Annotated in this window: 22 protein-coding genes and 1 pseudogene; 17 read left to right on the forward strand and 6 right to left on the reverse strand. The window is 69.8% G+C overall.

Annotation, left to right across the window (positions count from 1 at the left end; genetic code table 11):
* Positions 1 to 94: 94 nt before the first annotated feature.
* Entirely contained in the window at positions 95 to 535 is a 441-nt protein-coding gene (gene tnpA, locus DEFCA_RS0103060; RefSeq protein WP_025321573.1) for an IS200/IS605 family transposase, read from the reverse strand.
* Positions 536 to 626: 91 nt separating this feature from the next.
* Here tnpA (DEFCA_RS0103060) and DEFCA_RS0103065 point away from each other — a divergent pair.
* From DEFCA_RS0103065 to DEFCA_RS0103085, 5 genes and pseudogenes are all read left to right on the forward strand, one after another.
* Positions 627 to 1,154, forward strand: a pseudogene (locus tag DEFCA_RS0103065) (IS630 family transposase); the annotation flags it as partial.
* A gap of 707 nt (positions 1,155 to 1,861) precedes the next feature.
* Positions 1,862 to 2,845, forward strand: coding sequence for an oligopeptide/dipeptide ABC transporter ATP-binding protein (locus tag DEFCA_RS0103070; RefSeq protein ID WP_029733470.1), 984 nt, complete (start codon positions 1,862 to 1,864; stop codon positions 2,843 to 2,845).
* On the forward strand, positions 2,838 to 3,791 hold the full coding sequence (locus tag DEFCA_RS0103075; protein WP_025321576.1) for an ABC transporter ATP-binding protein: 954 nt from the start codon (positions 2,838 to 2,840) through the stop codon (positions 3,789 to 3,791). Before DEFCA_RS0103070 ends, DEFCA_RS0103075 begins: the two co-directional genes overlap by 8 nt.
* Positions 3,792 to 3,813: 22 nt before the next feature.
* Entirely contained in the window at positions 3,814 to 4,425 is a 612-nt protein-coding gene (locus DEFCA_RS23975) for a hypothetical protein (RefSeq protein ID WP_025321577.1), read from the forward strand.
* A 532-nt stretch (positions 4,426 to 4,957) separates the two neighbouring features.
* Positions 4,958 to 5,653 (forward strand): zinc metallopeptidase, encoded by a 696-nt coding sequence (locus DEFCA_RS0103085; protein WP_025321578.1) that lies wholly within the window; start codon positions 4,958 to 4,960, stop codon positions 5,651 to 5,653.
* Positions 5,654 to 6,285: 632 nt separating this feature from the next.
* Here DEFCA_RS0103085 and DEFCA_RS0103095 read toward each other — a convergent pair.
* Positions 6,286 to 7,314 carry a DMT family transporter gene (locus tag DEFCA_RS0103095; RefSeq protein ID WP_025321580.1) on the reverse strand — a complete coding sequence of 343 codons (1,029 nt, stop codon included), beginning with the start codon at positions 7,312 to 7,314 and terminating at the stop codon, positions 6,286 to 6,288.
* A gap of 131 nt (positions 7,315 to 7,445) precedes the next feature.
* Here DEFCA_RS0103095 and DEFCA_RS21920 point away from each other — a divergent pair, with 131 nt between their 5' ends.
* The 7 genes from DEFCA_RS21920 (at position 7,446) to DEFCA_RS0103130 (ending at position 13,809) form a co-directional block, all read left to right on the forward strand.
* Positions 7,446 to 7,601: a hypothetical protein gene (locus DEFCA_RS21920; RefSeq protein ID WP_169709419.1), complete on the forward strand. Its 156-nt coding sequence runs from the start codon at positions 7,446 to 7,448 to the stop codon at positions 7,599 to 7,601.
* A gap of 50 nt (positions 7,602 to 7,651) precedes the next feature.
* Positions 7,652 to 8,455: a transporter substrate-binding domain-containing protein gene (locus DEFCA_RS0103105; protein WP_025321581.1), complete on the forward strand. Its 804-nt coding sequence runs from the start codon at positions 7,652 to 7,654 to the stop codon at positions 8,453 to 8,455.
* Positions 8,456 to 8,813: 358 nt separating this feature from the next.
* Positions 8,814 to 9,773 carry an amino acid ABC transporter permease gene (locus DEFCA_RS0103110; RefSeq protein ID WP_025321582.1) on the forward strand — a complete coding sequence of 320 codons (960 nt, stop codon included), beginning with the start codon at positions 8,814 to 8,816 and terminating at the stop codon, positions 9,771 to 9,773.
* Positions 9,766 to 10,500 (forward strand): amino acid ABC transporter ATP-binding protein, encoded by a 735-nt coding sequence (locus tag DEFCA_RS0103115; RefSeq protein ID WP_025321583.1) that lies wholly within the window; start codon positions 9,766 to 9,768, stop codon positions 10,498 to 10,500. The genes DEFCA_RS0103110 and DEFCA_RS0103115 overlap by 8 nt, the downstream gene beginning before the upstream one ends.
* A 416-nt stretch (positions 10,501 to 10,916) precedes the next feature.
* Positions 10,917 to 11,840, forward strand: coding sequence for a S66 peptidase family protein (locus DEFCA_RS0103120; RefSeq protein WP_025321584.1), 924 nt, complete (start codon positions 10,917 to 10,919; stop codon positions 11,838 to 11,840).
* Positions 11,837 to 12,817 (forward strand): beta-N-acetylhexosaminidase, encoded by a 981-nt coding sequence (gene nagZ / locus DEFCA_RS0103125; protein WP_025321585.1) that lies wholly within the window; start codon positions 11,837 to 11,839, stop codon positions 12,815 to 12,817. The genes DEFCA_RS0103120 and nagZ overlap by 4 nt, the downstream gene beginning before the upstream one ends.
* Positions 12,814 to 13,809, forward strand: a complete 996-nt coding sequence (locus DEFCA_RS0103130) for an aminoglycoside phosphotransferase family protein (protein ID WP_025321586.1) — start codon at positions 12,814 to 12,816, stop codon at positions 13,807 to 13,809. Before nagZ ends, DEFCA_RS0103130 begins: the two co-directional genes overlap by 4 nt.
* A gap of 7 nt (positions 13,810 to 13,816) precedes the next feature.
* Here DEFCA_RS0103130 and DEFCA_RS0103135 read toward each other — a convergent pair whose 3' ends face one another.
* The 4 genes from DEFCA_RS0103135 to DEFCA_RS0103150 all read right to left on the reverse strand — a co-directional run bounded on the left by DEFCA_RS0103135 (position 13,817) and on the right by DEFCA_RS0103150 (position 19,683).
* Positions 13,817 to 15,709, reverse strand: coding sequence for a DUF294 nucleotidyltransferase-like domain-containing protein (locus DEFCA_RS0103135; protein WP_029733474.1), 1,893 nt, complete (start codon positions 15,707 to 15,709; stop codon positions 13,817 to 13,819).
* Between the two features lie 33 nt (positions 15,710 to 15,742).
* Complete coding sequence (locus DEFCA_RS0103140; protein ID WP_025321588.1) at positions 15,743 to 17,149, reverse strand: S41 family peptidase; 1,407 nt, start codon at positions 17,147 to 17,149, stop codon at positions 15,743 to 15,745.
* A gap of 267 nt (positions 17,150 to 17,416) precedes the next feature.
* The gene (locus tag DEFCA_RS0103145; protein ID WP_025321589.1) at positions 17,417 to 18,649 is read right to left on the reverse strand and encodes a multiheme c-type cytochrome; all 1,233 of its coding nucleotides are present in this window, start codon (positions 18,647 to 18,649) and stop codon (positions 17,417 to 17,419) included.
* Positions 18,650 to 18,957: 308 nt separating this feature from the next.
* Positions 18,958 to 19,683 (reverse strand): ATP-binding protein, encoded by a 726-nt coding sequence (locus DEFCA_RS0103150; protein ID WP_025321590.1) that lies wholly within the window; start codon positions 19,681 to 19,683, stop codon positions 18,958 to 18,960.
* 266 nt (positions 19,684 to 19,949) lie between these two features.
* On the opposite strand from DEFCA_RS0103150, the gene tnpA (DEFCA_RS0103155) reads away from it, so the two are divergent.
* The 5 genes from tnpA (DEFCA_RS0103155) to DEFCA_RS0103180 all read left to right on the forward strand — a co-directional run bounded on the left by tnpA (DEFCA_RS0103155) (position 19,950) and on the right by DEFCA_RS0103180 (position 24,460).
* Entirely contained in the window at positions 19,950 to 20,390 is a 441-nt protein-coding gene (tnpA, locus tag DEFCA_RS0103155) for an IS200/IS605 family transposase (RefSeq protein ID WP_025321573.1), read from the forward strand.
* Between the two features lie 125 nt (positions 20,391 to 20,515).
* Complete coding sequence (locus tag DEFCA_RS0103160; RefSeq protein ID WP_025321591.1) at positions 20,516 to 21,526, forward strand: NAD(P)/FAD-dependent oxidoreductase; 1,011 nt, start codon at positions 20,516 to 20,518, stop codon at positions 21,524 to 21,526.
* Between the two features lie 26 nt (positions 21,527 to 21,552).
* Positions 21,553 to 22,416, forward strand: a complete 864-nt coding sequence (locus tag DEFCA_RS0103165; protein ID WP_025321592.1) for a glycosyltransferase family 2 protein — start codon at positions 21,553 to 21,555, stop codon at positions 22,414 to 22,416.
* A complete protein-coding gene (locus DEFCA_RS20200) occupies positions 22,380 to 23,330 on the forward strand; it encodes a ParB N-terminal domain-containing protein (RefSeq protein WP_051463183.1) in 951 nt (316 codons plus the stop codon). Before DEFCA_RS0103165 ends, DEFCA_RS20200 begins: the two co-directional genes overlap by 37 nt.
* Positions 23,327 to 24,460 (forward strand): SPL family radical SAM protein, encoded by a 1,134-nt coding sequence (locus DEFCA_RS0103180; protein ID WP_025321595.1) that lies wholly within the window; start codon positions 23,327 to 23,329, stop codon positions 24,458 to 24,460. The genes DEFCA_RS20200 and DEFCA_RS0103180 overlap by 4 nt, the downstream gene beginning before the upstream one ends.
* Positions 24,461 to 24,697 lie beyond the last annotated feature (237 nt).

The following is a 24,697-nucleotide window of genomic DNA, read 5'->3' on the forward strand; positions in this document are numbered from 1 at the left end:
AAAGTGAACAGTATTGGGCTAAAGCCGGTGGGTTCTGTTGCGACTGAAAGTCGCTGGTTGCGGCTGAAGCCGCTGTCGTGCGGCTAAAGCCGGCTCAAGCCCGTGCTTCGTCGGACACCTTGAAGTCGTCCTCCGGCGGCACAGTCTGCTGCTCGATATACGCTTTGATCACCTCGTCCGTCACCGTGCCCGACGAAGCACAAAAGTAGCCCCGAGCCCAAATGTGCTGCCCCCAATACCGTTTCCGAAGAGACGGAAACTCTTGCTGCAACATCTTTGACGATCGTCCCTTCACATACTGCATGATCCGAGCCGGCGACAAGCTCGGAGGAGCTGACACAAACAGATGAACATGATCCTTACTTACATAGCCCTTCAGTATCGTGATCTCTCGCGCCATGCATATTTGCCGGATAATATCCCGCGCGCGCTCCGCTATCTCCCCTCTCAGAATCTTGTATCGATATTTCGTCACCCATACAAAGTGATACTTGATGTCATGGACTGTGTGTGCCCCTCTTCGATACTCTGCCATCGCGGACCTCCTTGCTGGTCCGCCAACCCTACAAAGAAAAACCTGCTGAAGCAATTCCGCCTAAAGGCGAAGGATTGTGACCTGGCACTTCGAAATTCATTGGGGCGACGAAACGGGACTTCGTTCGGACAGCCAACATGGACGCTCCTACGCGCCTCGGGGAAAAACGCCGGTGGTTCGGCTCAACGCCAAACGTGAATCCATCAGCCTGATCTCCAGCATCACCAACCAGGGCAAGGTTCGGTTCATGACCTACCGGGGCGCGATGAACAGTCGGACGTTGATCCGGTTCCTCCGGAGACTGATCAAAGACGCGGACCGGAAGGTGTTTCTCATCTTGGACAATCTCCGAGTGCACCACAGTAAGCCGGTGAAGGCCTGGCTGGAGAAGCACCGGGAGGAGATCGAGGTGTTCTACCTGCCCTCGTACTCGCCAGAGCTGAATCCGGACGAGTATCTGAACTGCGACCTCAAGGCCGGTGTGCACTCGGGACCGCCGGCACGCACGGGAGAGCAACTCCGGGCGAAGGCGATCTCCCACTTGCGCAAGCTCCAGAAGTTGCCCGACCGCGTGCGCTCGTACTTCCGTCACCCGAAGATTCGATACGCAGCCGCCTAGTGCGCCTATTTAATCGCCGGGTTAATAACCATCGGGGCCCTTATACAAGGGACCTGCCGGAGAGCCGGGCGCGGCCCCTTGGCTCGCCGCGCAGCGCCTCCGGCGTCTGGACTGCGAAAGGGTGCGGATTCCAACGGGTTGCCATGAAGCCAGTTCCCCCGCCCCGTGCCTGCGCGGCGAATCTCAATGCCTGGCTTCGCGCCCGGCCGGAGGCAGGTCCCTTGCCCCGCCCCCGGATGCGTATCCGATGGATGGCAACTTGGTATGAGAAGCCCCCAGGCTCCTGTGGGGTCAGGCGACGATGGAAGTCTCTCAGGCCCCTGGGGGGCCGGGAACCGGGAAAGGGTAACTCTTCTTGATTCGGGGCAAGCTAGAGACTAGAAACTAGAGACTAGTGTCGTGCTTCGGAAATTTCGTGGTTTTCCCAGGCGGTGGGGCTGGGGGCCCCTCCTTCGCTGAACGGCCTCGCAGGGGCCGCCTCGGCGCGGTCCGCTGCGGCGCGTGAGAGCACGCGCCGCAGCCGCTTCCCTGGCGCCGGGCGGCCCTAGCTGCTCGGCCGTCGCGCTTCGTCGGAGCCCCCAGCCCCACCGCACTAATCCGCATATTGTTTGCGAAACGGAACACTAGAAACTAGAGAAATCCTGGGGGGCGTCGGCCCGTGAGGCGGCCTCCCAGCCGCCCAGTGGGCCGGAGGCCCGACAAGGAGTATGCGCTTGCCCGAACTCCTCGAGGTCGAGAATCTCCAGGTCTCGTTCCACACGCCGGCGGGCGAGGTGCCGGCGGTGCGCGGGCTCGACCTGCGGGTGGGGGCCGGCGAGGCGGTGGGGCTGGTGGGGGAGTCGGGGTGCGGCAAGAGCGTGACCGCGCTGTCCCTGATGGGGCTCGTGCCCGAGCCGGGCCGGGTGGAGGCCGGCTCGATCCGGCTGAACGGCCGGGAGTTGGTGGGGCTTTCCTCTGAGGAGTACCGAAAGATTCGGGGTCGGGAAATCGGCATGGTGTTCCAGGAGCCCATGACCAGCCTGAACCCGGTGTTCACGGTGGGGTTCCAGGTGGGCGAGGCCCTGAGCACCCATCTCGATCTGCCGCGGGACGAGGTGCGGCGCCGGTCCGTGGACCTTCTCCGGGAGGTGGGGATCCCGGCTCCGGAGGAGCGACTTCGAGCCTACCCGGCGCAACTGTCGGGCGGGCTGCGGCAGCGGGTCATGATCGCCATCGCGGTGGCCTGCCGGCCCAAGCTGCTGGTGGCGGACGAGCCAACCACGGCCTTGGACGTGACGATCCAGGCCCAGATCATGCGGCTCCTGGGGCGGCTCCGGAGGGACCGGGGCATGTCCCTGCTGCTGATCACCCACGACCTGGGGCTGGTGGCCCAGAACGTGGACCGGGTGGTGGTGATGTACGCGGGGTATGCCGTGGAGGAAGCGACCACCGAGATGCTGTTCGCAGAACCCCTTCATCCCTACACCCGGGGCCTGCTGGGCTCCCTTCCCGGCGCGCCGGGCCTCCGGAGGGGGGAGCGGCTGCGGGCCATCCCCGGGAACGTGCCCCACCCCACCCGGGTGCCGTCGGGCTGCCCGTTCCGGGACCGGTGTTCCGAGGCGGTGGAGGAGTGTGCGGCCGCGGTGCCGGCCCTGGAGGAGAAGCGGCCGGGCCACCGGGCCCGGTGCGTGAGGGTGGAGCGCCGTGTTTGAGGTCAGAGGGGTCCGGCGCCACTACCCGGTGCGGCAGGGGGCGTTCGCGCCGCGCCGGTGGCTGCGGGCCGTGGACGGCGTGGACCTGGTGCTGGCCCCGGGCGAGACCCTGGCCCTGGTGGGGGAGTCGGGGTGTGGGAAGAGCACCCTCGCCCGGCTCCTGTTGCGCCTGGAGCGGCCCACGGCCGGCGAGATCCGGTACCGAGGCCAGGACCTCTGGACCCTGGACCGCGACGGGGTCCGTCGGTTCCGGCGGGAGGTCCAGATGGTGTTCCAGGATCCCCAAGCCTCCCTGAACCCACGGATGCGGGTGGGTGCCATCGTGGGCGAGGGCATGGCGATCCACAATCTGGCCCGGGGCCGGGAGCGGCGCGCGAGGGTGGAGCGGTTGTTGGAGCAGGTGGGGCTGCCCCCCGAGGCGGCCGAGGCCTACCCCCACGAGTTCAGCGGGGGCCAGCGCCAGCGGATCGGGATCGCCCGGGCCCTGGCGGTGGAGCCCCGGGTGGTCGTGGCTGACGAGCCGGTGTCGGCCCTGGACGTGTCCGTGCAGGCCCAGATCCTGAACCTGCTCCAGGACCTGAAGGAGGAGCGCGGGCTCACCTACCTGTTCATCAGCCACGACCTCAGGGTGGTGGAGCACGTGTCCGACCGGGTGGCCGTGATGTACCTGGGGCGGGTGGTGGAGGAGGCCCCGGCCGAGGCCCTGTTCTCCCGGCCGCTCCACCCCTACACCCGGGCCCTGCTCTCGGCCGTGCCGGTGCCGGACCCCACCCGGCGGACCGAGCCCACCGTGCCGGAGGGCGACGTGCCGAACCCGATCGACCCGCCCCCCGGCTGCCCGTTCCACCCCCGGTGCCCGGAGCGGTTCGGCCCCTGCGATCGGGATGTGCCCGAGGACACCCGGCCCGAGCCGGGCCGGCGCGTCCGCTGCCACCTGTTCCGCTGACCCCGACGGGAGGCCAAGGCCCATGCAGACCGTGTTGCGGCCCATGGGGGCCCGGGAACGCCGGCTGTTGACCGTATGCGTGGGGGTGAGCCTGGCCCTCCATGCCCTGCTCGTGTGGATCGCCCTGCCGGCGGGCCCCAAAGGGGGGTCCCGGGGAGCCCCGGCCGCCCTGGCGGAGCGGTTCGCATCGGCGGTGAACGCGGCCACGGACCTGGACCCGGCGGTGCGCTCCCGCCTGGAGGCGGCCGTGGCAGGGGTGCGGCGATCGTCTTGGCGCCGGCTGGCGATGGCCCAGACCCTGCAGGAGGTGGCCCGGGGGGCGGGCGTGCCGGTGTCGGACTGCAAGCTGGTGCGGGCCCTGGATCCGGAACGGGCCCGAGAGGGGCGGTGGGACATTCGGGTGTGGGTGCGGTGGGACGAGGACGTGGCCGCCGACCCGTTCCTGATCGTGGCGTTCCTGGTGGGGGAGGGGACGCTCAAGAGCGACTTCGGCTCCCACCGGCTCTGGATCCAGGTGGAGGCCCCGGAGGGCACCGGCCGGGTGGCCCTGGAGACCATGGACTGCCGGCTGTTCCGGGCCGGCAAGCTCTCGGCCTCCGACCTGCTGCACCGGGCCCGGTGGTACGACGGGTAGCGAGGTGTCCGCGACCGGGGTTGCCTCGTCGCGGAACGGTGATTATAGGTCGCCGGTCACGACCCACGACGAACGGCCTTCAGAAACCATTCGCCACAGATCGACACAGATGAACACAGATATGGACCCCATATCTACCCAAGAATCCGTGCAAATCTGTGAAGATCCGTGGCTAGAATCCTTACGCTGGGACGTCGGGGCGCCAAGGCCGTCACCCGTCACGGAAGTGCTGCCGTAAATCGTGAATCGTGAATCGTGGCAAGGCGGCCGGTTCTTCCCCCGTCACCCGTCACGCGTCACTGTGTCACCGCTTCTCAGCCTTCAGAAGCCATTCGCCACAGATCGACACAGATGAACACAGATATGGATCCCATCTCCGCCCAAAATCCGTGCAAATCTGTGAAGATCTGTGGCTAGAACTCTTTCAGTGGGACGGCTCGGTGGCTGCTCGACGTCCAGCCGCACAGTGGTCACGACGTACGACCCACGACGTACGACAAACGGCCATTAGCCTCTCAAGGAGAGACGGTCCATGTTCTACTTCGACCCCTTGTACTTCATCCTGATCGCTCCGGCGTTCCTGCTGTCGCTGGCGGCCCAGATGTGGGTCCAGTCGGCGTTTCGGAAGTACGGTGAAAGGATGAACCGGCGGGGCATCACCGGCGCCCGGGCCGCGGAGCTGATCCTGGCCCGGGCCGGGCTCGACGACGTGCGCATCGAGACCGCCCAGGGGTTCCTTTCGGACCACTACGACCCCCGGTCCCGGGTGCTGCGCCTGAGCCCCGACGTGTACTCCACGCCCAGCCTCGCGGCCGTGGGGGTGGCCGCCCACGAGGCGGGCCACGCCCTGCAGCACGCGGCCGGCTACGCGCCGCTCAGCCTGCGCACGGCCCTGGTGCCGGCCGCGTCGGTGGGGTCCCAGCTGGCGTGGCCCCTGCTGGTGTTCGGGTTTCTCCTGCAGGCCACGGCCCTGGTGAAGCTGGGGGTGGTGTTCTTTGCGGCGGCGGTGGTGTTCCAGCTGGTGACCCTGCCCGTGGAGTTCAACGCGAGCCGCCGGGCCCTGGCCGCGGTAGAGAGCGTGGGCATCCTGGGGCCCGACGAGATGCCCGGCGCCCGGCAGGTGCTCACGGCCGCGGCCCTCACCTACGTGGCCGCCGCGGTCACCTCGGTGATGCAGCTCCTCTACTTCCTGCTGCGTTCCGGCATGCTGGGGGGCAGCGACGAGTAGGCTCTGCGACGGCCGAGGCCATGCCCCCGCGACGCACGACTGATACCAAGTCGCATTCGAAGCCAGCGATTTGGGGGCCGTTGGCCCGGAGCGCTACGGCCGAGCCGTTCAAGCCGCTCGGCGCAGGGGAGCGCCCGCGGCGCGTGCTCTCACGCGCCGCAGCGGACCGAGCCGTAGCGGCTTCGGCGAGGCCGTCTTTTCCGGCGGAGGACCAACGGCCCCCAAATCGCCCCTCTATGAGCTCATCTTGATCGCAAATCGGTACGACGACCCGCGACCAACGGGCTTCAGCCTCATGGCCTCCTAGCTTTCCAGCCTTCCAGCGGGCCGAAGGCCCAAACCGACGACCGTGGACCGTAGACCGAAGACCGACGTTCCCTGGAAGCGGCTGGTGGAGCAGCTCACCGACGAGGGGTACGACAGCCCCTACCTGGACCGGCTGCGCCGGCGCCTGGACGTGTACCAGGCCCAGGACGAGCTGGAGAAGGAGATCCTCCAGGAGATGGCCGCGGCCGTGGGCCGGGCCGAGGAGAAGGTGCTGGTGGCCCTGCTGGAGCTGGAGGTGCAGGGTCGCCGGATCGACCGGTGGGAGCAGGAGGGCCGGCCCGTGCCGGCCGAGGAGATCCAGGCGTTCAACGCCAAGCGCCGCGTGGCCCGGCAACGGCTGTGGGAGCTGGTGATCCACCGGGAGGCGCTTGGGTTCCGAAACCACCGGATCCTGGAAGAGTTCTACCCGATTCCCCCGCCCCGCCGGGCCTAGCCCCACCCTGCTCGTCCTCCGCGTTCGGCTGGGGCCACAGCTCGGCCGCCAGGGTGCCGGCGACGATCAGCAGCCCGCCCATCCACGCCGTGGCCGAGAGCCGCTCCCCGGCCAGCCACACCGAGAACACGGCCGCGAACACCGGCTCCAGGGTGTAGATCAGGGCGGCCCGGGCGGGGGTGGTGTAACGCTGGTACGTGGTCATCACCCAGAAGGCGTACACCGTGGCGAAGACCGCGGTCACCACCACCGCGGTCACGAGGTCCGCGGTCCATGCCGGGGGCCAGGTCACCGGCTCGAACGCGGCGCTTCCGGCCCAGGCCCACACGGCCATGGTGGCCACCTGCACGAAGGTCAGGGCCCTGGCGTCCGTGCCCTCGGTCAGGGCGTCGAGCCCCAGCACGTGCAGGGCCACGAACACCGAGCACACGAGCACCAGTAGGTCCCCCGGCCCCAGCCTCCAGGGGGCGCTGCCGGTCAGGAGCCACAGCCCGATCACCGCGCAGACCACGCCGATCCTGGCGCCGGTCGACGGCCGCTTGCCCAGGAGGGGGCCGGCCAGCAGCGGCACCCACACCACGTTGAGCCCCGTGAGGAACCCGGCGTTGGCCGCGCTGGTGCGCTCGAGGCCGAAGGTCTGGAACAGGTAGGCCAGGAACAGCACGGTGCCCAGCAGCACCCCCCGGGTCCAGCCCCTGCGGCCCAGCCGTGCCAGGCGCGGGCCGGCCAGTGCGGCCAGCAGCAGGGCGGCCAGGGCGAACCGCACCCACAGGAAGCACAGCACGGGCACCTGGGACACGGCGTCCTTCACCACCGGGAAGGTGCTGCCCCAGAACACGGTGACCGTGGCCAGGAGGAACTCGGCCCAGAGGCGTCGGCGTCGGGTGGCAGGCAGGGACAAGGGCATTCCTTTCGGGCCGACCCGTTGCCCCTTGCCCGGGGTCGGCTTGCCGGGCCGAAGGGGCTGTGGTATAAGCGGCTTCCCTTTTATCAAATCTGGTTTCGCGACGCCACAACGGTCGAGGTGTTGCCATGGAGCGCGGGGAGAAGGAACCGGTCCAGGTCGTGTGCCCCCGGTGCCGGTTCACCCAGATCATCTACCTCCCGGTCGAGGACCTGCCCCAGTGCCCGGAGTGCGGCACCCGGATGGTGATCGAGGAGCTCCTCGACGAAGGCAAGTCCTACTGACCCCGCCGGAGAGCCTTCCCCACCCCTTCGTTCCGAAAAGGAGGTCTGCCATGAAACGCATCTTCCGAACCCTTACCGTCCTGGTGGTCGCGGCGGTGGTCGCCGCTCCCCTGGCCTCGGCCGGCACCCTGGACGAGATCCTCGACCGGGGCAGCCTGCGGGTGGGCCTGGAGCCCGGGTACATGCCGTTCGAGATGACCAACCAGAAGGGCGAGATCATCGGGTTCGACGTGGACATCGCCAAGCGCATGGCCAAGGCCATGGGCGTGAAGCTCGAGATCGTGAGCACCGCGTGGGACGGCATCATCCCGGCCCTGCTCACCAAGAAGTTCGACATCATCATGAGCGGCATGACCTTGACCCAGGAGCGCAACCTTCGGATCAACTTCGCCGACCCGTACATCGTGGTGGGTCAGACGATCCTGCTGCGCAAGGAGCTCGCGGGCAAGGTGAAGTCCTACAAGGACCTGAACGATCCCAAGTACAAGGTGGTCTCGAAGCTGGGCACCACGGGCGAGCAGGCCGTGAAGCGAATGATCCCCAAGGCGGAGTACATCTCGTTCGAGACCGAGCAGGAGGGCGTGATGGAGGTGGTCAACGGCAAGGCCGACGCCTTCGTGTACGACTCGCCCTACTGCGCCGTGGCCAACGCCCAGAAGGGCGAGGGCAAGCTGGTGTTCCTGGACAAGCCGTTCACCTACGAGCCCCTGGCCTGGGGCGTGCGCAAGGGCGACTACGACTTCGTGAACTGGCTCAACAACTTCCTGCGCCAGATCAAGAACGACGGCACCTACGACCGGATCTACCGGAAGTGGTTCAAGAGCGACGCCTGGCTCAAAGAGCTGCAAAAGTAGGTGTTGGAAGGGCCCCGGCACGCCGGGGCCCTTCCAACACTTCGGTCGTTGGTCGTCGGTCGAGAGCTCGCCCTGACATCGGAGCCGGCAGGCATGGGGGCTGTTGGAGCGCCGCGTGCGCCCGGAAACGGCACCACGACGCGGGGGAGAGGGATTTAGGCTCCCAGCCCCGTTTCATCGGCCACAGATTCACACAGATGAACACAGATGTGGGAAAAGCGGGGGGTCCAGCACCGGTGGAATGGGGCGCCTGCATCCCAGAATCCGTGGAAATCTGTGTTCATCTGTGGCCCCCATCCTCTGAGTTTCTAGCTTCCCAGCAGGCCGAAGGCCCAACGTTCCTGCAAGGTGAGAGACGGTGAAGCAAAAGACCCCCACGTGGCCCTGGAACCTCCTGCTGGGGCTGATCCTCCTGACCGTGGCCGGCGGCATCTGGTGGGCCACGAAACGGGTGGACTACACCTGGCGCTGGAACCGGGTGCCCCAGTACTTCGTGTACCGGGCCGAACTGGTGGAGCACGCCCCGGCCGACGGCCGGGTCGTGGAGGTCCGCACCGACGGCGACGACGCCGTGGTGGTGTTCGAGAGCGACACGGGCGAGCGTACCGAGATCCGGGTGGACGTCGGCACGGTGCAGGTCTCGGAGGGGGAGGACCTGTTCGAGGGCGACCCGGTGGGCGCCCGGTTCCGGTGGCGGGTGGGCCCGCTGACGAAGGGGCTGTGGACCACCCTTTGGATCTCGTTCTTCTCGGGGGTGCTGGGGCTCGTGCTGGGCCTGGTGGCCGGGCTGGCCCGGATCTCCAAGAACCCCACCCTCAGGGGGCTGGCGGTTCTCTACGTGGAACTGATCCGGGGAACCCCGCTGCTGGTTCAGATCTTCATCTTCTACTTCTTCATCGGAACCGTGCTGAACCTCGACCGGATCGTCGCGGGAATCCTGGCCCTTGCGATCTTTGCCGGCGCCTACACCGCCGAGATCGTGCGGGCCGGGATCCAGTCGATCCCCCGGGGCCAGATGGAGGCGGCGCGGTCGCTGGGCATGACCCTGCCCCAGGCCATGCGCTACATCATCCTGCCCCAGGCGTTCAAGCGGATCCTGCCGCCGTTGGCGGGGCAGTTCATCAGCCTGATCAAGGACTCGTCCCTGGTGTCGGTCATCGCCATCACCGATCTCACCAAGAGCGGCCGGGAGGTGATCACCTCCACGTTCGCTACCTTCGAGATCTGGTTCACGGTGGCGGCCCTGTACCTGCTGGTCACCTCGCTGCTGAGCCAGGTGGTCATGTGGATGGAACGGAGGCTCGCGGTCAGTGATTGAGGTTCGGGATCTCGTCAAGATCTTCCACGCCCGGGGCCACGTGGTCCGGGCCGTGGACGGGGTGAGCACCCACGTCGCCCGGGGCGAGGTGGTGGTGGTGATAGGGCCCTCGGGCTCGGGCAAGTCGACCTTTCTGCGGTGCCTGAACGGCCTGGAGACCTTCGACGAAGGCCACGTGGTGATCGACGGCATGGACCTCGCGGACAAGAAGACCGACATCAACCTGGTCCGGCGCGAGGTGGGCATGGTGTTCCAGCAGTTCAACCTGTTCCCCCACAAGACCGTGCTCGACAACATCTGCCTGGCCCAGGAGGTGGTGCGGAAGCGCTCGCGGCAGGAGGCCGAGGCCAAGGCCCGGCAGCTCCTCGCCAAGGTGGGCATCGCGGAGAAGGAGTCGGAGTACCCCTCGCGTCTGTCCGGCGGGCAGCAGCAACGGGTGGCCATCGCCCGGGCCCTGGCCATGGACCCCAAGGTGATGCTGTTCGACGAGCCCACCAGCGCCCTGGACCCGGAGATGGTGGGCGAGGTGCTTGACGTCATGAAGCAGCTGGCCCGCGAGGGCATGACCATGGTGGTGGTCACCCACGAGATGGGCTTCGCCCGCGAGGTGGCCGACCGGGTGCTGTTCATGGACGAGGGCAAGATCGTGGAAGAGGGCCCGCCGGACAAGCTGTTCTCCTCCCCCGAGCACGACCGCACGAAACTGTTCCTGAGCCAGGTGTTGTGAAGGCTGGAAGGCTAGAAGGCTGGAAGCCACAGATTTACACAGATTGGCACGGATTTTGGGTGGAGACGAGATCCGTACCTGTGTTCATCCGTGTAGATCCGTGGCGAATGGTTTCTAAGACTGGGCAGCTAGGCGGCTGGGCGGCGAGCCGGCACGACGAACGACCCGAGGCCTTTCCCAACGATTCACGATTTACGATTCACGACAGTACTTCGATGACGCGTGACGGCTTTGCCGCCCCGACGTCCCAGCGTAAGGATTTTAGCCACAGATTTACACAGATTTACACGGATTCTTGGGTGGAGACGAGATCCGTATCTGTGTTCATCTGTGTGGATCTGTGGCCGATTGATTCTCCTCCCTGCCAGTGATCTCCTCAGGTGCCGGATTCGCTGCTTTCCGGTAGAATCCCCTGTATGAACCGCTGCCTCCCCACACCCTCTCTTCGAGCCGGCGACACGGTGGCCCTGGTGGCGCCGGCCGGGCCCGTGGATCCCGAGCGGATCGAGGGGGCCCGCCGGCTGCTCGAGGCCCGGGGCCTGCGGGTGCACCTGCGGCCCGACGCCGGGGCCCGGCACGGCTACCTGGCCGGCGACGACGACCGCCGGTGGGCCGAGCTTTGGGACGCCCTCTCCGATCCGGAGGTGGCCGCCGTGTGGTGCCTTCGGGGCGGGTACGGCACGGTCCGGCTCCTGGCCCGCCTGGCCCGGCGAGATCCGCCCGCCCGGGCGAAGCCGGTGGTGGGCTTCTCCGACAACACCGCCCTCCTGTGGTTCGTGCGCAGCCGGTGGGGCTGGCCGGCGGTCCACGGCCCCCACCCGGACCCGGCCGATCCGGACGGGATCGACGCGGTGCTGGGGGGCCTGGGGTTCTGGGGCGAGCCGGCCCGGCCGGCGGCGAGGGGGCTGCGGCTGTGGAATCCCGGGCCGTGGCAGCCCCGGCACGGGCCGGTGGAGGGGGGGTGCCTGGCGCTCGTGGCCGCGCTCCAGGGCACGCCGTTCGCGCCCCGGTTCGGGGGGTGCATCGCGTTCCTGGAGGACGTGGCCGAGCCGGCCTACCGGATCGACCGGCTGCTGTGGCAGCTCGGCGCGGCCGGCGCGTTCGAGGGGTGCCTGGGGGTGGTGTTCGGGCGCCCCGAGACCTTCGTGCCCCAGGCAGAGGACGCGGCTGCGCTGGAGCCCCTGCTGGAGGAGTTCGCCCGGCAGGTCCCGTTTCCGGTGCTGTCGGGCCTGCCCTCCGGCCACTGCCGGCCCAACCTTCCCCTTCCCCTGGGCGCCCGAGCCCTCCTGGACCCGGCCGAGGGCCGGCTGGCCTGGATCGACCCGGCGGTGGAGCCGTGATCGAGCGGCCGGGCCGGCTCCTGGTGGTGGGGTTTCCGGGGACGACGCCCCCGCCCGAGCTGTTCTCGTTCGCCCGGAGGTGGGGCCTGGCCGGGGTGATCCTGTTCTCCCGGAACGTACCCGAGGACACGGACGTGGCCCGGCTCGTGGCGGCCGTGCGCCAGGGCCTGGCCGAGGCCGACCCCGGGTCGCCGGCCCTGGTGCTGGTGGACCAGGAGGGAGGGCGGGTGGAGCGGGTCCGCCACGGCGTTCCCCGGCTGCCCGCGGCCCGGGATCTGGCCGCCTCGCCCCTGGCCGAGCTGACGGCCGGGGTGGAGGCCCAGGCCCGGGCCCTTGCGGCCTTCGGCATCGACGTCAACCTGGCCCCGGTGTGCGACCTGCCGGCCGAGGGCGAGAGCGGGGTGATCGGCGACCGGGCGTTCGGCAGCGATCCCCGGGCCGTGGCCGCGTGCGTGCGGGCCCACGTGCGCGCCTGCCTGCGGGGCGGGGTGGCCCCGTGCGCCAAGCACTTCCCCGGCCACGGCCGGGCCCGGGCGGACAGCCACCGGCGGCTCCCCACGGTCCGGGCCGGGTGGGACGACCTGTGGGGCCGGGACCTGGTGCCGTTTCGGGCCGCGGTCGGGGACGGCGCGCCCCTGGTCATGGCCGGCCACCTGCGGTTCCCTGCCGTGGACCTGCGGCCGGCCACCCTGTCGCCGGTTTGGATCGAAGAGGTGCTCCGGGGGCGCATGGGGTTTGCGGGCGCCGTGATCTCCGACGACATGGAGATGGGGGCCCTGGACGGGCTGGGGCCGCCCCCAGACGTGGCGGTCCGGGCCGTGGCCGCGGGGTGCGACCTGCTGATCTACGGCCGCACCCTGCGGCCCGACCTGGCCTTGGAGCCGGTGGCCGAGGCCCTTGGCCGGCGCCTCGGGCCGGAGCGGGCCGCCCAGGCGGAGCGTCGGCTCGGCCGCCTGGGGCGGGGAGGCGCGCCGTGACCCGGCCGCCGGACCCCCGGGAGCTGGCCCGGGCGTTCCCCGACCTGGGGCGGGTCGAGTCGGTGGTGCCCCTGGCCGGGGACGGGTCGAGCCGGAGGTTCTTTCGGATCCGCATGGGGCAGGGGAGCCGCGTGCTTCTGGTGGGGCCGGACCCGCGGGAGAACGCCGCCTATGTGCGGATCGGCCGGCACCTGGGGGCGCGGAGGGTGCGGGTGCCGAAGGTGCTCGGGTTCGACCCAGGCCGGGGGTGGATCCTGGTGGAGGACCTGGGCGACCGAAACCTGTTCGGGGCGCTGCGCGAGCCGGGCGCCGACCGGCTGAGGCTGTACGGGCCCGTGCTCGACCTGCTGGTGCGGATGCAGGTGGCCGGCTCGGAGGGGTTCCGGCTCGAGATCGGGTTCGCGGCCCGGCCCTACGGCGCCCGGACCATGGTGGAGGACGAGGGACTCTACTTCGCCCGGGAGTTCCTGGAGGGGGTGCTGGGCCTTCGCCCCCCGGCCGGGTTCGGGGCGGAGCTGGAGGCCCTGGCCAGCCGGGTGCCCCGGGAGGGTGGGCGGTTCTTCCTCCACCGGGACTTCCAAAGCCGCAACATCCACCTCGTGGCCGATGGCCCGGCCGTGATCGACTTCCAGGGCGCGAGGCCCGGGCCGTTGGCGTACGACGTGGCCGCGTTGCTCCTGGATCCTTACGCCAACAACCCCGTGAACGTGCGGGAGGCGTTGATGGCCGGGTACCTGCGCCGCCTTCGGGACGCGGGGGCCGAGCAGGCCTGGGACCCCGAGGCCTGGGCGGCCGTGGGCACGTTCCGGCTGCTCCAGGCCCTGGGGGCGTTCGCCAAGCTGGGGTGGCGCATGAAAAAGCCGGGGTTCCGGGAGCACGTGCCCGCCGCCCTGGGGCTCCTGTCGGAGCACCTGGCCCGGGTGGACGGCGTCGCCGCCCTGCGCGAGACGGTGGAGCGGGCCCGGCAGGCTTGGGCGCTCCGTTCGCGCTGAGCCCGGCCTACAGCCCCATCCCCCCCACCCGGTACTCCAGGGCCAGCCGCCGCTGGAGCTTCTTGGCCTGCCGCAGCGACTCCAGCAGGAACCGCCGGTCCAGGTTGTTGAGCCGGTCGGGATCGATCCGGTTGTCGGGCTCCCGGCCGGCCCGCTCCTGCTCGTACTGGTGGCGGAGCCGGAGCATCTGCACGAAGAAGTGGGCGTGGATCCACGCCTCCACGTCGGGCCGGGCGAGCCGGCGGGGGCCGGCCGCGAACCGAAGGCGCTCGGCCGTGTTGCTGGTGGGCGCGCCGTGGGCCAGGCCGAGCACCCGGGCCGCGTCCACGAACAGGGCCACCCCCTGGGTCTTCAGATCCAGGGTGCCCCGATGCGGGCCCCGGCTCTCCACCACGAAGTCGCGGAAGAACCCGATGGGCGGGGTGCGGCCCAGGGCGTTGGCGGCGAGCAGGTGGAGGAACATCTCCCGCTTGGGCGCCTCGGCAGCGAGCCAGGCCCGGAGCTCCTGGCCCAGGGCCAGGTGGCCGAACAGGGGGCGCAGGTCGAAGAAGATCGTGGCGTTGAGCAGGGCCTCGGGCGACGGGGTGTCCATCCAGCGGTGGAACCGGTCCTTCCACTCGGCCAGGCTCAGGCACCAGGCCGGGTTCGAGGCCATGACCTGGCCCTTGCACAGGGGAAACCCGCACTCGGCCAGGGCCTCGTTGGCCCGGCGGGCCAGGGGGAGCAGGCGCTCCCGCACGGCCTCGTCGGGCTCGTCCGGGGCCGCGAACACGATCCCGTTGTCCTGATCGGTGCTCAGGGTCTGCTCCATGCGGCCCTCGCTTCCCAGGGCGATCCAGCACAGGCGCACTTTCCCCAAGTCGGCCGGAGCGAACACCAGCTCCAGCACCCGGGTGGTGATCTGGTCGTTGAGGGTGGAGATCAGCCGGGTGAGCTGCTCGGCCGCCACCCCCTGGCCCAGGAGCCGGTGGGCCAGCGCCTTCACCTCCGGAGCCAGGCGGGCCAGCTCGTCCACACCGGCCGCCCTGCGGATCCGGTTTCGCAGATCGGTCAGCCGGAGCCCCTGGCGGCGGAACAGCTCCTCCTCGGACACCAGGCCCACCACCCTCCCGCCGTCCACCACCGGGATGTGGTGGAACCCGTTGCGGGCCATCACCAGGGCGGCCTCGAACCCGTCGGCCTCGGGCCCCAGGGTGACCGGGTCCGGGGTCATCACCTCGGACACCGGCCGCGAGACGTCGCGCTGGGGCAGGGCCACCCGCCGCAGAACGTCCCGCAGGGTGAACAGCCCCCGGGGGCCGCCGTTCGGGTCCGCCACGATCACCACGCTGGAGTCCCGACGGTCCATAGCGGTCAGGGCGTGCCGGATCGGCGCGTCGGGGGGGCAGGTGGGGGGATCGGGCCGCATCAGCTCGCCCACCGGCGAGCCGAGCCCCAGGTGCGCGTCCGGCTCCGGCACCCCCGCCTCCGATCCGGAGGCGCCGAGGAACGACTCGAGCCGGCACCGGCAGAACGCCTCGAACTCGGGGTTGCGTTCCTTGAGGGCGGAGAACTCCTCCACCGGGATCTCCAGGCACCACACGTCGGTGCGGGCCCGCCACGCGGCGCCCGAGGGCCGGTGCCCCTCCAGGGCCTCCACCGGGAAGCACTCGCCCTCCACCAGCTCGGCCACCACCCGGCCGTCCACCTCCACGGCCACGGTGCCCTCCTGGATGAACCGGAGCCGTTGGGGCACGTCGTCCGGGCCCAGGATCAGGCTGCCCTTCCGGTAGCACACCTCGCGCAGCCGGCCGGCGATCCACTGCAGGTCCGACTCCGACAGGCCGGCGAACGGCTCCTGGCGTCGGAGCCTTGCGACGAGGGCCTCGGGCATGGGGGCGTCGGGGCGGGAAGCGCTCACGGGAGTCCTCCGGCGTGAAAGGGGGAAGAGGCGTCAAAAGAGTCCGGCGGCCCTCCTCGCCGTCCTCTCCGGCGGCTCGGCCGGGGAGGTCGCGGAGCGGGCCACGCCGGCCGAGCCGCCGCTCCGAAGAACCTGGATGGCGGCCTCAAGCTGCGGATCGTTGTCCGGGGTGACGCCTTCCGGCTCCGCGACCTCCCGGTCGGGGGTGAGCCCTTGGCCGTGCCAGGACGACCCGTCGGGCAGGAGGATGCGAAGCGACGGGACGAACAGCGCGGACCCGTCCGCCAGGACCGCGACGTCCTGGGCCACCCCCTTGCCGAAGGTGCGCTCCCCCACCAGGGTGGCCACCCCGTGGTACCGCAGCACCCCGGCCACGATCTCCGAGGCGGACGCAGAGCCCCCGTCCAGCAGCACGACCAGGGAGACGCCGGTGAGGTCATTCGCGAACCCGTCGCCGAACCGGTACCTCGTCTCCAAGCCGTACGCGTCCTCCGTGTGGAACATCTCCACGCCGTCCAGGTCCGGTCCGGCCAGCAAGTCGGCCAGCTGCACGGCGCCCTGGAGGCTTCCGCCCCCGTCCTGCCGCAGATCCAGCACGATGCCCGAGACCGGGCCCGCGGCCTTCACGAGATCCCCGTAGTCCTCCCAGACCTGCCGGGCCGTGTCGGTGGTGAACTTCCGCACCCCCAGGTAGGCCACGTCGCCCTCGAGGATCCGGCCGATGTGGGTCTCGGCCGCGGTGGCGACCTCCACCGTGGATCCGTCGCGGTCCAGCACGAGGATCGTCTCGGCCTCCTCGGTTTGGGGCAGCAGGGCCCGCGCCTGGTCCAGGGTCATCCCGTCGAAGGGGGTCTCCACGCCGGTCTCGGGGTCCCGCACCCCGAGGATCCGATCCCCCGCCCGGAGGCCGTCCCACCACCCCCGGGTGTAGGGCAGCACCCGCTCCACGCTGGGCACCGTGTCCCCCTCGGCGATCGTCAGGACGATCCCGATGTAGGCCCGCTCGCCGGTGATGCCGGGCTCCACGGTGCCGGCGAACGCCTCGGGGGTGTAATACACGGCGAAGCGGTCCGGCGGGGTCAGGGCGGCCAGGTACCTGTCGGGGGTTTCGATGTCGGCCACGTCCGGGGGCAGGCGATCCGGCTCCAGGTACCGGTCGTGGAACTCCAGGCAGGTCTCGGCCACCAGGAACGGCACCCTTTGGTCGGCCGGGTCCTGGCAGGCGGGTTGGGCGAGGGTGCGGTCGTACACCGAGGCCAGGTATGCGCTCGACGCCCCGAAGGCTCCCTCCGGCACCTCCAGAACGAGCTCGGTGCCGGGCCGGGTGACCGCGCCGTCCCGGACCACCAGCCCGTCGTCGGAGGAGCCGCCGCCCCCGCATCCGGCGAGAGCGGCCAGGGCCAGAAGGACGACGGCGGGGGGGAGACGGCGATGTCGCACGGCAACCTCTCGTGTCAGGTCGGGTAGGCTAGAGACTAGAAACTAGAAGAGACTAGAGCCTAGAGAAATTCCGGATGCCTCGGCCCGTTAGGCGGGCGGCCGCGCCCCAGAATCCGTGCCAATCTGTGTCCATCTGTGGCCCCCAGCTTCCCAGCGGGCCGCAGGCCCAGATTCTGCCACAGGGCGGCCGGCTTGGCGACCGTCGAGCGAAAAAACGGGGAGGCCCGTCAGGGCCTCCCCGTTCCACTTCGCGCTGTGCCGTTGCAGCTAATTGTGTCGGGCCGCCTCGCGGATCATGCGCTTGGCCTCCTGTTTGATCTCCACCAGGTCCTTCTTCATCTCGGCCAGGCCGTACCAGGTGACGTAGTCGGGGTTCATGTGGAACGCCCCCTGGAACGCCCGCATCCGGTGCTCCAGGAACATCACGTACAGGGTCTGCTCGATGGGGGTCCTGGCCTCGTAGAAGGTCAGCAGGTCCGGGTAGGCTGGTTTGCCGGGCTCGGGCTCGATGATGCCCCGCTTGTAGAGGTCGGCCACGATCTCGATGGCCTCGGCCATCAGCTTGTCGGCCTCCTTGATCATGGCGTCCGCGTTCTTGAGGTTGGTCTCCGCGTAGGACCGGCTGTGGCACTTGGTGCACACGTTGAGCATCCGGTCCCGCTCGGCCTGCCACTCCTCCTTGGTCAGCCGGGCCACCTTGCCGGCCTTCACCACGTCGAGGCGGGCCGTGGGCTTGCCGTCGGGGTCGAGCACGTGGAGGCCCTTGAGGATGGTGAGCCGGTAGTTCATCCACTCCTTGTCGTCCTCGGGCAGCCGCAGAGCCAGGAAGCCCCAGGCGGTCATCACCTTGTGGTTGCCGTTCTCCATGTGGCAGGTCTGGCACTTGGGAGCCCGGCCGGTGTCACCCTCGGTCAGGTAGATCACGCCGTGCTTCGAGCTGGACCACATCTCCCACTGGGGGTGGTCGAAGCCCATGTGGCAGGTGCGGCACGCCTCGGGCCGCTGGGCCTCGGCCTTGGAGAACTTGTGGCGGGTGTGGCACGAGTCGCACGGCGACCCGTACCGGGACTCGGCGCGGACCGACTCGTCCCGCACGCCCACCTTGTGGCAGCCGCCGCAGCCCTTGAGGCCCTGGATGTAGGCGTGGGGCTGGAACCCGGTCTTGGGCATGGCCGCCATGGCGATCCAGCCGGCGGCGTGCTTTCCGGCCATGTACTCGTCGTGCTTCTCCTGGTGGCACTGGGCGCAGGTCTTCTCGGTGGGCAGCTTCACCTTGGCTACGTCGTCGGCGCTCGTGTGCTCCGACCCGTGGCAGTTGGAGCAGTCGATCCCGGCCTTGCCCATCTCGCCCGACAGGAAGTCCTTGACGATGTTGGGCGTCACCTTCCGGTGACACTCCATACAGGCGCTCTCACCGGCCCAGGACGAGCCCGCTGCGAGCACCAGCGCGGCCGCGGCCGCGACCGCCACGGTGAGGTGAAAGCCGATTCGTTTCCCCATGTTCCCACTCCTCCTCGCCCGGACGTGGTTTCCGGCCGGCTCCTGTGGGGCCCCGCCGGGCTTCGGGGCCCCGCCGGCCAGCCCGGTGTCAACCCGGCGCCAAAACAGGCTCGTTTCTCCGAGGGCGGGGCAGGGGACCCGCGGTTCAGGGATCAGCGGACAGAAGAGAGAGGCAAACCGCACCCCCGGGTATCCTGTTCGCTGAATTCGGTCCACTGACACGGCCCCGCCCGGCTCTCCGGCAGGTCCCCCTCGGATCATGGGAGCAACTACGCCTATTTCGTTGCCGTTTTGACAATTGATGCGGGCTACAGGCTCCGTTCGGAAAGGATGTGTCCGTTTCGGCCGATGACCACCTCGCGGGCCGGAATCTGGGCCCCGGCCTCCTGGAGGGCCTGGGTCACCATGCCGGTGAGCCCTCCGCAGCAGGGCACCTCCATCCGCACGACGGTGACGGACTTCGGGTCGCCCTGCTCGAAGATCTGGATCAGCTTGCGAAAGTGGGCGCCGGGGTCGTCGAGCTTGGGGCAGGCCACGGCGATGGCACGGCCGGCGAGGAACCGATCGTGGAATCCTGCGAACGCGAACGGCACGCAGTCGGCGGTGATGAGCAGCTCGGCGTCCCGGAAGAACGGGGCGGTGGGGGGAAGCAGCCCGAGCTGCACCGGCCACTGGCCGAGCCGCGAGGGATGGTCGCCGGCCTGCGGGTCCGGAGCGGCGGCCTTGGCGGGCCGCATCTGGAGCACCCGGGCCGAGGGGCAGCCGGCGGGCTGGGGCTGGGCGGCCTTTCGTCCGAGCTGGGCCAGCCGCTTCTCCACGAGCTCCTCGTCGAACGGCTCGGCGTCCCGCTCCTCGATGATCAGGGCCCCCTCGGGGCAGTGGCCCAGGCAGGCGGCGAGCCCGTCGCACAGGGCCTCCTTCACGAGCACGGCCTTGCCGTTGCGGATCTCCAGCGCACCCTCGGCGCAGTTGGGCACGCACTCGCCGCAGCCGGTGCACTTGTCTTCGTCGATACGGATGATGGGTCGTTTCATGGGACTCTCCTATTGGGTCTGGTTTGCGCGGCCAAAGCATAGCGCGACCCGGGATGGACGCAATTGACCCGGATCAAGAATCGAAAGGTTGTTGATCACGACGGGTTGCCCGAGGCACTTGACGGACCGGGCCCCGCGGCTAGCTTGGAGCAGGGGGATAAGTGTGTTGAATTTCGAAGTGCCAGGTCACAATCCTTCGCCTTTAGGCGGAATTGCTTCAGCAGGTTTTTCTTTGTAGGGTTGGCGGACCAGCAAGGAGGTCCGCGATGGCAGAGTATCGAAGAGGGGCACACACAGTCCATGACATCAAGTATCACTTTGTATGGGTGACGAAATATCGATACAAGATTCTGAGAGGGGAGATAGCGGAGCGCGCGCGGGATATTATCCGGCAAATATGCATGGCGCGAGAGATCACGATACTGAAGGGCTATGTAAGTAAGGATCATGTTCATCTGTTTGTGTCAGCTCCTCCGAGCTTGTCGCCGGCTCGGATCATGCAGTATGTGAAGGGACGATCGTCAAAGATGTTGCAGCAAGAGTTTCCGTCTCTTCGGAAACGGTATTGGGGGCAGCACATTTGGGCTCGGGGCTACTTTTGTGCTTCGTCGGGCACGGTGACGGACGAGGTGATCAAAGCGTATATCGAGCAGCAGACTGTGCCGCCGGAGGACGACTTCAAGGTGTCCGACGAAGCACGGGCTTGAGCCGGCTTTAGCCGCACGACAGCGGCTTCAGCCGCAACCAGCGACTTTCAGTCGCAACAGAACCCACCGGCTTTAGCCGGTGGTCGTTCAGATCTCCGCGTACGGCCAGGGGCAAGGAGGAAGCCATGCGCCAGTATGTCATCTTGGGCACCGGGCCGGCCGGCACGGCCGCGGCCGAGGTGGTGCGGCAGGAGGACCCGAAGGCCCGGATCACCATGGTGAGCCGGGAGTTCACCCCCTTCTACCTCAAGCCGGCCCTTGCGGTGTTCGTGGCGGGCCAGGTGGATCGGGGTCGGCTGGTCCGGTCCGACACCCCCGTGCTGGAGGACCCGAACACCGAGGTGCGGGCGGGCGCCCGGGTGTACCGGGTGTTTCCCCACGAGTCCCGCGTGCTGCTGAGCGACGGCACCAGCCTGTACTTCGACCGCCTGCTGGTGGCCACGGGCGCCGTGTCGCGGATGGGGCGCCGGGCCACCGAGCTGCGCCACAAGGTCCACACCCTGAACTCGTTCGCCGACGCGGTGCGGATCGTGGGCACCGGGGTGGGCAAGGGCGACTGGGTCCTGGTGGAGGGCGAGGGGCACACCGGGCTCGAGGTGGTTCGCGCCTTCGCCATGCGGGGGTGTCGGGTGGTGTACCTCACCAACCACACCCGGTTCTGGCCGCCGGGCTCCCCGGTGGCCCGGGCCGACGTGCTCGAGAAGCTCCTGTCGGAGAAGGTGGAGGTCCTGTTCGACGAGACGGTGCTGGACATCCTCGACCGCAACGGCGACGGGTACCGGGTGGTCACCTCGACCCGGCGCGCCATCGACGTGGACCTGGTGTGCGAGGCCGGCGCCCTGGACCCGGCCGTGGGGTACCTGGAGGGCAGCGGGATGCTGGTGGACCGGGGGGTGGTGGTGGACCGGGAGCTGCGCACGAACTTCGACAACATCTTCGCGGCGGGCGACGTGGCCCGGGTGTTCGACAGCGAGAACGGGTGGACCCGGGGGAACTTCGGCTGGCAGAGCGCCTGGGAGCAGGGAAGGGTGGCCGGGTACAACCTCGTCCACGGCGGGGGCCGACGGGTGGGAGCCTCGGAGGCCCACTTCCGCAGGCTCACGGGCACGGCCCTGCTGGAGCGGTGGGGAGACTAGCGTAGGCGCCGGGGGAAGGGAGCCCCATGCCCCGGGTTTCGGTGGTGATCCCCACCCGCGACCGCCTCGGCCTCGTGGACGAGGCGGTCGCGAGCGTTCTGGCCCAGACGTTCCCCGACCTGGAGCTGGTGGTGGTGGACGACGGCAGCACCGACGGCACCGCCGAGCATCTGGCGCGGCGGTTCCCGGACCCCCGCCTCCGGGTGGTGGTCCAGGAGAACCGGGGGGCCAGCGCGGCCCGGAACCGGGGCGCGGCCGAGACCTCGGGCGAGTGGCTGGCGTTCCTGGACTCGGACGACCTGTGGCGGCCCGAGAAGCTGGAGCGGCAGCTGGCGGCGTTGGACGCCCATCCGGAGGTTCCGGCCGCGTATACCGAGGAGGTCTGGTACCGCCGGGGGCGGTGGGCCAACCCCCGGAAGATCCACGCCAAACACTCCGGCTGGATCTTCGAGCGGTGCCTGCCCCTGTGCATCATCAGCCCCTCGTCTGTGATTCTGCGGCGGGGGGTGTTCGAGGAGTTGGGCGGCTTTGACGAGAGCCTGCCGGCCTGCGAGGATTACGACCTCTGGCTCCGGCTGACCGCGAGCCACCCGGTGCTGCTGGTGCGCGAGCGGCTGATCGTCAAGCGAAACGGCCATCCGGGCCAGCTCTCCCAGGCCCACTTCGGGCTCGACCGGTTCCGGGTGCGGGCCCTGTGGAAGGTGGCCTACGACCCCGAGATGCCCGACGACCTGCGGGCCAAGGCCCTGGAGACCCTGGCGGCCAAGGCCCGGGTGGTGGCCCAGGGCGCCCGGAAGCGGGGCGCCCGGCAGCGGGCCGAGATCTTCGAACACTCCCGGAGGGAGGCGTTGGCGTGGTTGGGACGGATCGGATCGAAACCGTCGAGCTGAGCCGGCTGCGGGCCGAGCCGGACCGGTACTCGTTCTCGTGGCCGCCGGCGGACGAGCGGGCCCGGCTCGAGCACAGCCTGGCCCGGGCCGGGGTCCTGCGGCCCCTGTGGGCCCGGCCGGCAGGGGACGGGTTCATGGTCGTGGCGGGGGCCCGACGGCTGGCGGCCCTGCGGGCCCTGGGCGCGGCCGAGGCTCCGGTGCGGGTGACCGACGTCCGCGGCCCGGCGCTGTGGGACCGGCTGCTGGACGACCACGCGGACCACCGGCCGTGGAACCCGGTGGAGGTGGGCCTCTACCTCGTCCGGCGGCAGGCCGACACCGGCGAGGCCCTGGAGCGCCTGGCCGGGGAGGTGCTCCCCCGGCTCGGCCTGGCGCCGCGGGTCGGGGCCGCGGCGGGGCCTCTGTGGTTCGCGGGGCTGCCGCCCCGGCACCGGGACGCCGTGGCCGAGGGCCGGCTGCCCGCGGCGGCCGCCCGGGTGCTGGGTGACCTGCCTGCCGGCGAGGCCGTGGCGATCCTCGATTGGCTGGGCCGGTGGCGTCTGGGCGGAAACCGGTTCGCCGAGCTGGCCCGGCTGGCCCTGGAGTGCGCCTGGCGCCGGGGCCGGGACGTGGGCGCCTGGCTGCGGGACGAGGGGCTGGACCCGTGGGCCGGGGACCCCCAGGGCCTGCGGCAGGAGCTGCGGCGCCGGCGGTACCCGACCCTGACCGAGTGGGAGGGGCGGTTCGCCCGGGTGGCGGCCGAGCTCCGGCTGCCCGAGGGGGTTCGGGTGGAGGCCCCCCAGCACTTCGAGGGCGGCCGGCTGCGGTGCGTCGTGACGTTCGGCAGCCTCGCCGAGCTGAAGGGCCGGCTCGACCGGGTCTATCGTGCGGTCGAGGAGGGGGCGTGGGCGCCCCTCGCGGAGTTCCTGGGGTGAGGCCCCCGTTCGCCCGGGTGGTGGTGGACCGGGAGGTGGCCGACCTCCGGTTCACGCGGGAGTTCCTGGACCGGATCGGGTCGGCCGTGCCGGTCGAGATCGCGGCGCCGGGCTCGCCGGCGCCCCAGGGCCGAACCACGGTGCACCTGACCCGGGAGCCCGGCCGGTTCCTGAAGCCGTGCCCCTGCAGCCCCGGGGTGGTGCGGTGCGGGTACTGGGTGCTCTCCCCGGCGTTCCAGTGCCCGTTCGCCTGCGCCTACTGTTTTCTGCGGTTCTACGCCCCGGACGAGCCCCTGACCCTGTACGCGAACCTGGCCGACGCCGAGGCCGAGCTCCGGGACGCGCTGTCGCGGTGGGAGGGGCCTGTGCGGCTGGGCACGGGGGAGTTCGCCGACAGCCTGGCCCTCGACCCCTGGACCCGCCACGCTCGGTGGCTCCGGGACCTGGTGGCGCCCCACCCGCGGGTGCTCCTGGAGCTCAAGACCAAGAGCGACCGGATCGAGGGGGTGCTCGAGGACGGGCCCGCGCCGAACGTGGTGCTGGCCTGGTCGGTGAACCCGCCGGCTCGGATCCGCACGGACGAGCCGGGAACCGCGCCCCTCGGCCGGCGGCTGGCCGCGGCCGCCGACGCGGTGCGGGCCGGCTTTCGGGTCGCGTTCCATTTCGACCCGGTGATCCTCGAAGGGGAGTGGCGCGGGGAGTACGCCGGGGTGGTGGAGGCGATCTTCGACGCGGTGCCGCCGGAGCGGGTCGCCTGGATCAGCCTGGGCACCCTGCGGTTCCCCCGCCGGTTCTTGGAGCGTTGGGGGCCGGCGCTCCGGGGCCGAGCCGCGTTTTTCGGGGAGCAGGTGCCGGGGGAGGACGGGAAGCTCCGGTATTTCTGGCCCTTGCGCCGGGACGCCTACCGGTTCCTGGCCGGGGAGATCCGCCGCCGGGCCGGGCCGGACCTGCGGCTCTACCTCTGCATGGAGACCCCCGCCATGTGGCAGGCGGCGTTCGGCCAGGAGCCCGGGCTCGAAGGCGACGTGGAGCGCTGGCTCGCCGCCCCCCTCTGCACCGGCGGGGCCTCCCGCCTCCACAATCTATCGGCCACAGATTCACACGGATTCACACAGATGAACCAGAAGTAGGGGGGCTTCGACTTCACCAGCAGTCGGTTCCTCAGGGGGCGCGCCCCAACGGAAGGGATCCACCTCCACTCCAAAATCTGTGCCAATCTGTGTCCATCTGTGGCCCCCAGCCTCGTTTCATCGGCCACAGATTCACACGGATGAACACAGATGTGGGAAGAGCGGGGAGGCGACCACCGGTGGAACGGGGTGCCCGCGCCCCAAGATCCGTGGAGATCTGTGTTCATCTGTGGCTCC

The sequence above is a fragment of the Deferrisoma camini S3R1 genome (assembly GCF_000526155.1).
In the GTDB taxonomy this organism is placed as follows: Bacteria; Desulfobacterota; Deferrisomatia; order Deferrisomatales; family Deferrisomataceae; genus Deferrisoma; species Deferrisoma camini.

Excerpts from the sequence above, each read along its gene's own strand:
- tnpA (WP_025321573.1), bottom strand. The coding sequence starts at position 535 with ATGGCAGAGTATCGAAGAGGGGCACACACAGTCCATGACATCAAGTAT.
- DEFCA_RS0103070 (WP_029733470.1), top strand. The coding sequence starts at position 1,862 with ATGCGCTTGCCCGAACTCCTCGAGGTCGAGAATCTCCAGGTCTCGTTC.
- DEFCA_RS23975 (WP_025321577.1), top strand. The coding sequence starts at position 3,814 with ATGCAGACCGTGTTGCGGCCCATGGGGGCCCGGGAACGCCGGCTGTTG.
- DEFCA_RS0103085 (WP_025321578.1), top strand. The coding sequence starts at position 4,958 with ATGTTCTACTTCGACCCCTTGTACTTCATCCTGATCGCTCCGGCGTTC.
- DEFCA_RS21920 (WP_169709419.1), top strand. The coding sequence starts at position 7,446 with ATGGAGCGCGGGGAGAAGGAACCGGTCCAGGTCGTGTGCCCCCGGTGC.
- DEFCA_RS0103105 (WP_025321581.1), top strand. The coding sequence starts at position 7,652 with ATGAAACGCATCTTCCGAACCCTTACCGTCCTGGTGGTCGCGGCGGTG.
- DEFCA_RS0103120 (WP_025321584.1), top strand. The coding sequence starts at position 10,917 with ATGAACCGCTGCCTCCCCACACCCTCTCTTCGAGCCGGCGACACGGTG.
- DEFCA_RS0103145 (WP_025321589.1), bottom strand. The coding sequence starts at position 18,649 with ATGGGGAAACGAATCGGCTTTCACCTCACCGTGGCGGTCGCGGCCGCG.
- DEFCA_RS0103150 (WP_025321590.1), bottom strand. The coding sequence starts at position 19,683 with ATGAAACGACCCATCATCCGTATCGACGAAGACAAGTGCACCGGCTGC.
- tnpA (WP_025321573.1), top strand. The coding sequence starts at position 19,950 with ATGGCAGAGTATCGAAGAGGGGCACACACAGTCCATGACATCAAGTAT.
- DEFCA_RS0103160 (WP_025321591.1), top strand. The coding sequence starts at position 20,516 with ATGCGCCAGTATGTCATCTTGGGCACCGGGCCGGCCGGCACGGCCGCG.
- DEFCA_RS0103165 (WP_025321592.1), top strand. The coding sequence starts at position 21,553 with ATGCCCCGGGTTTCGGTGGTGATCCCCACCCGCGACCGCCTCGGCCTC.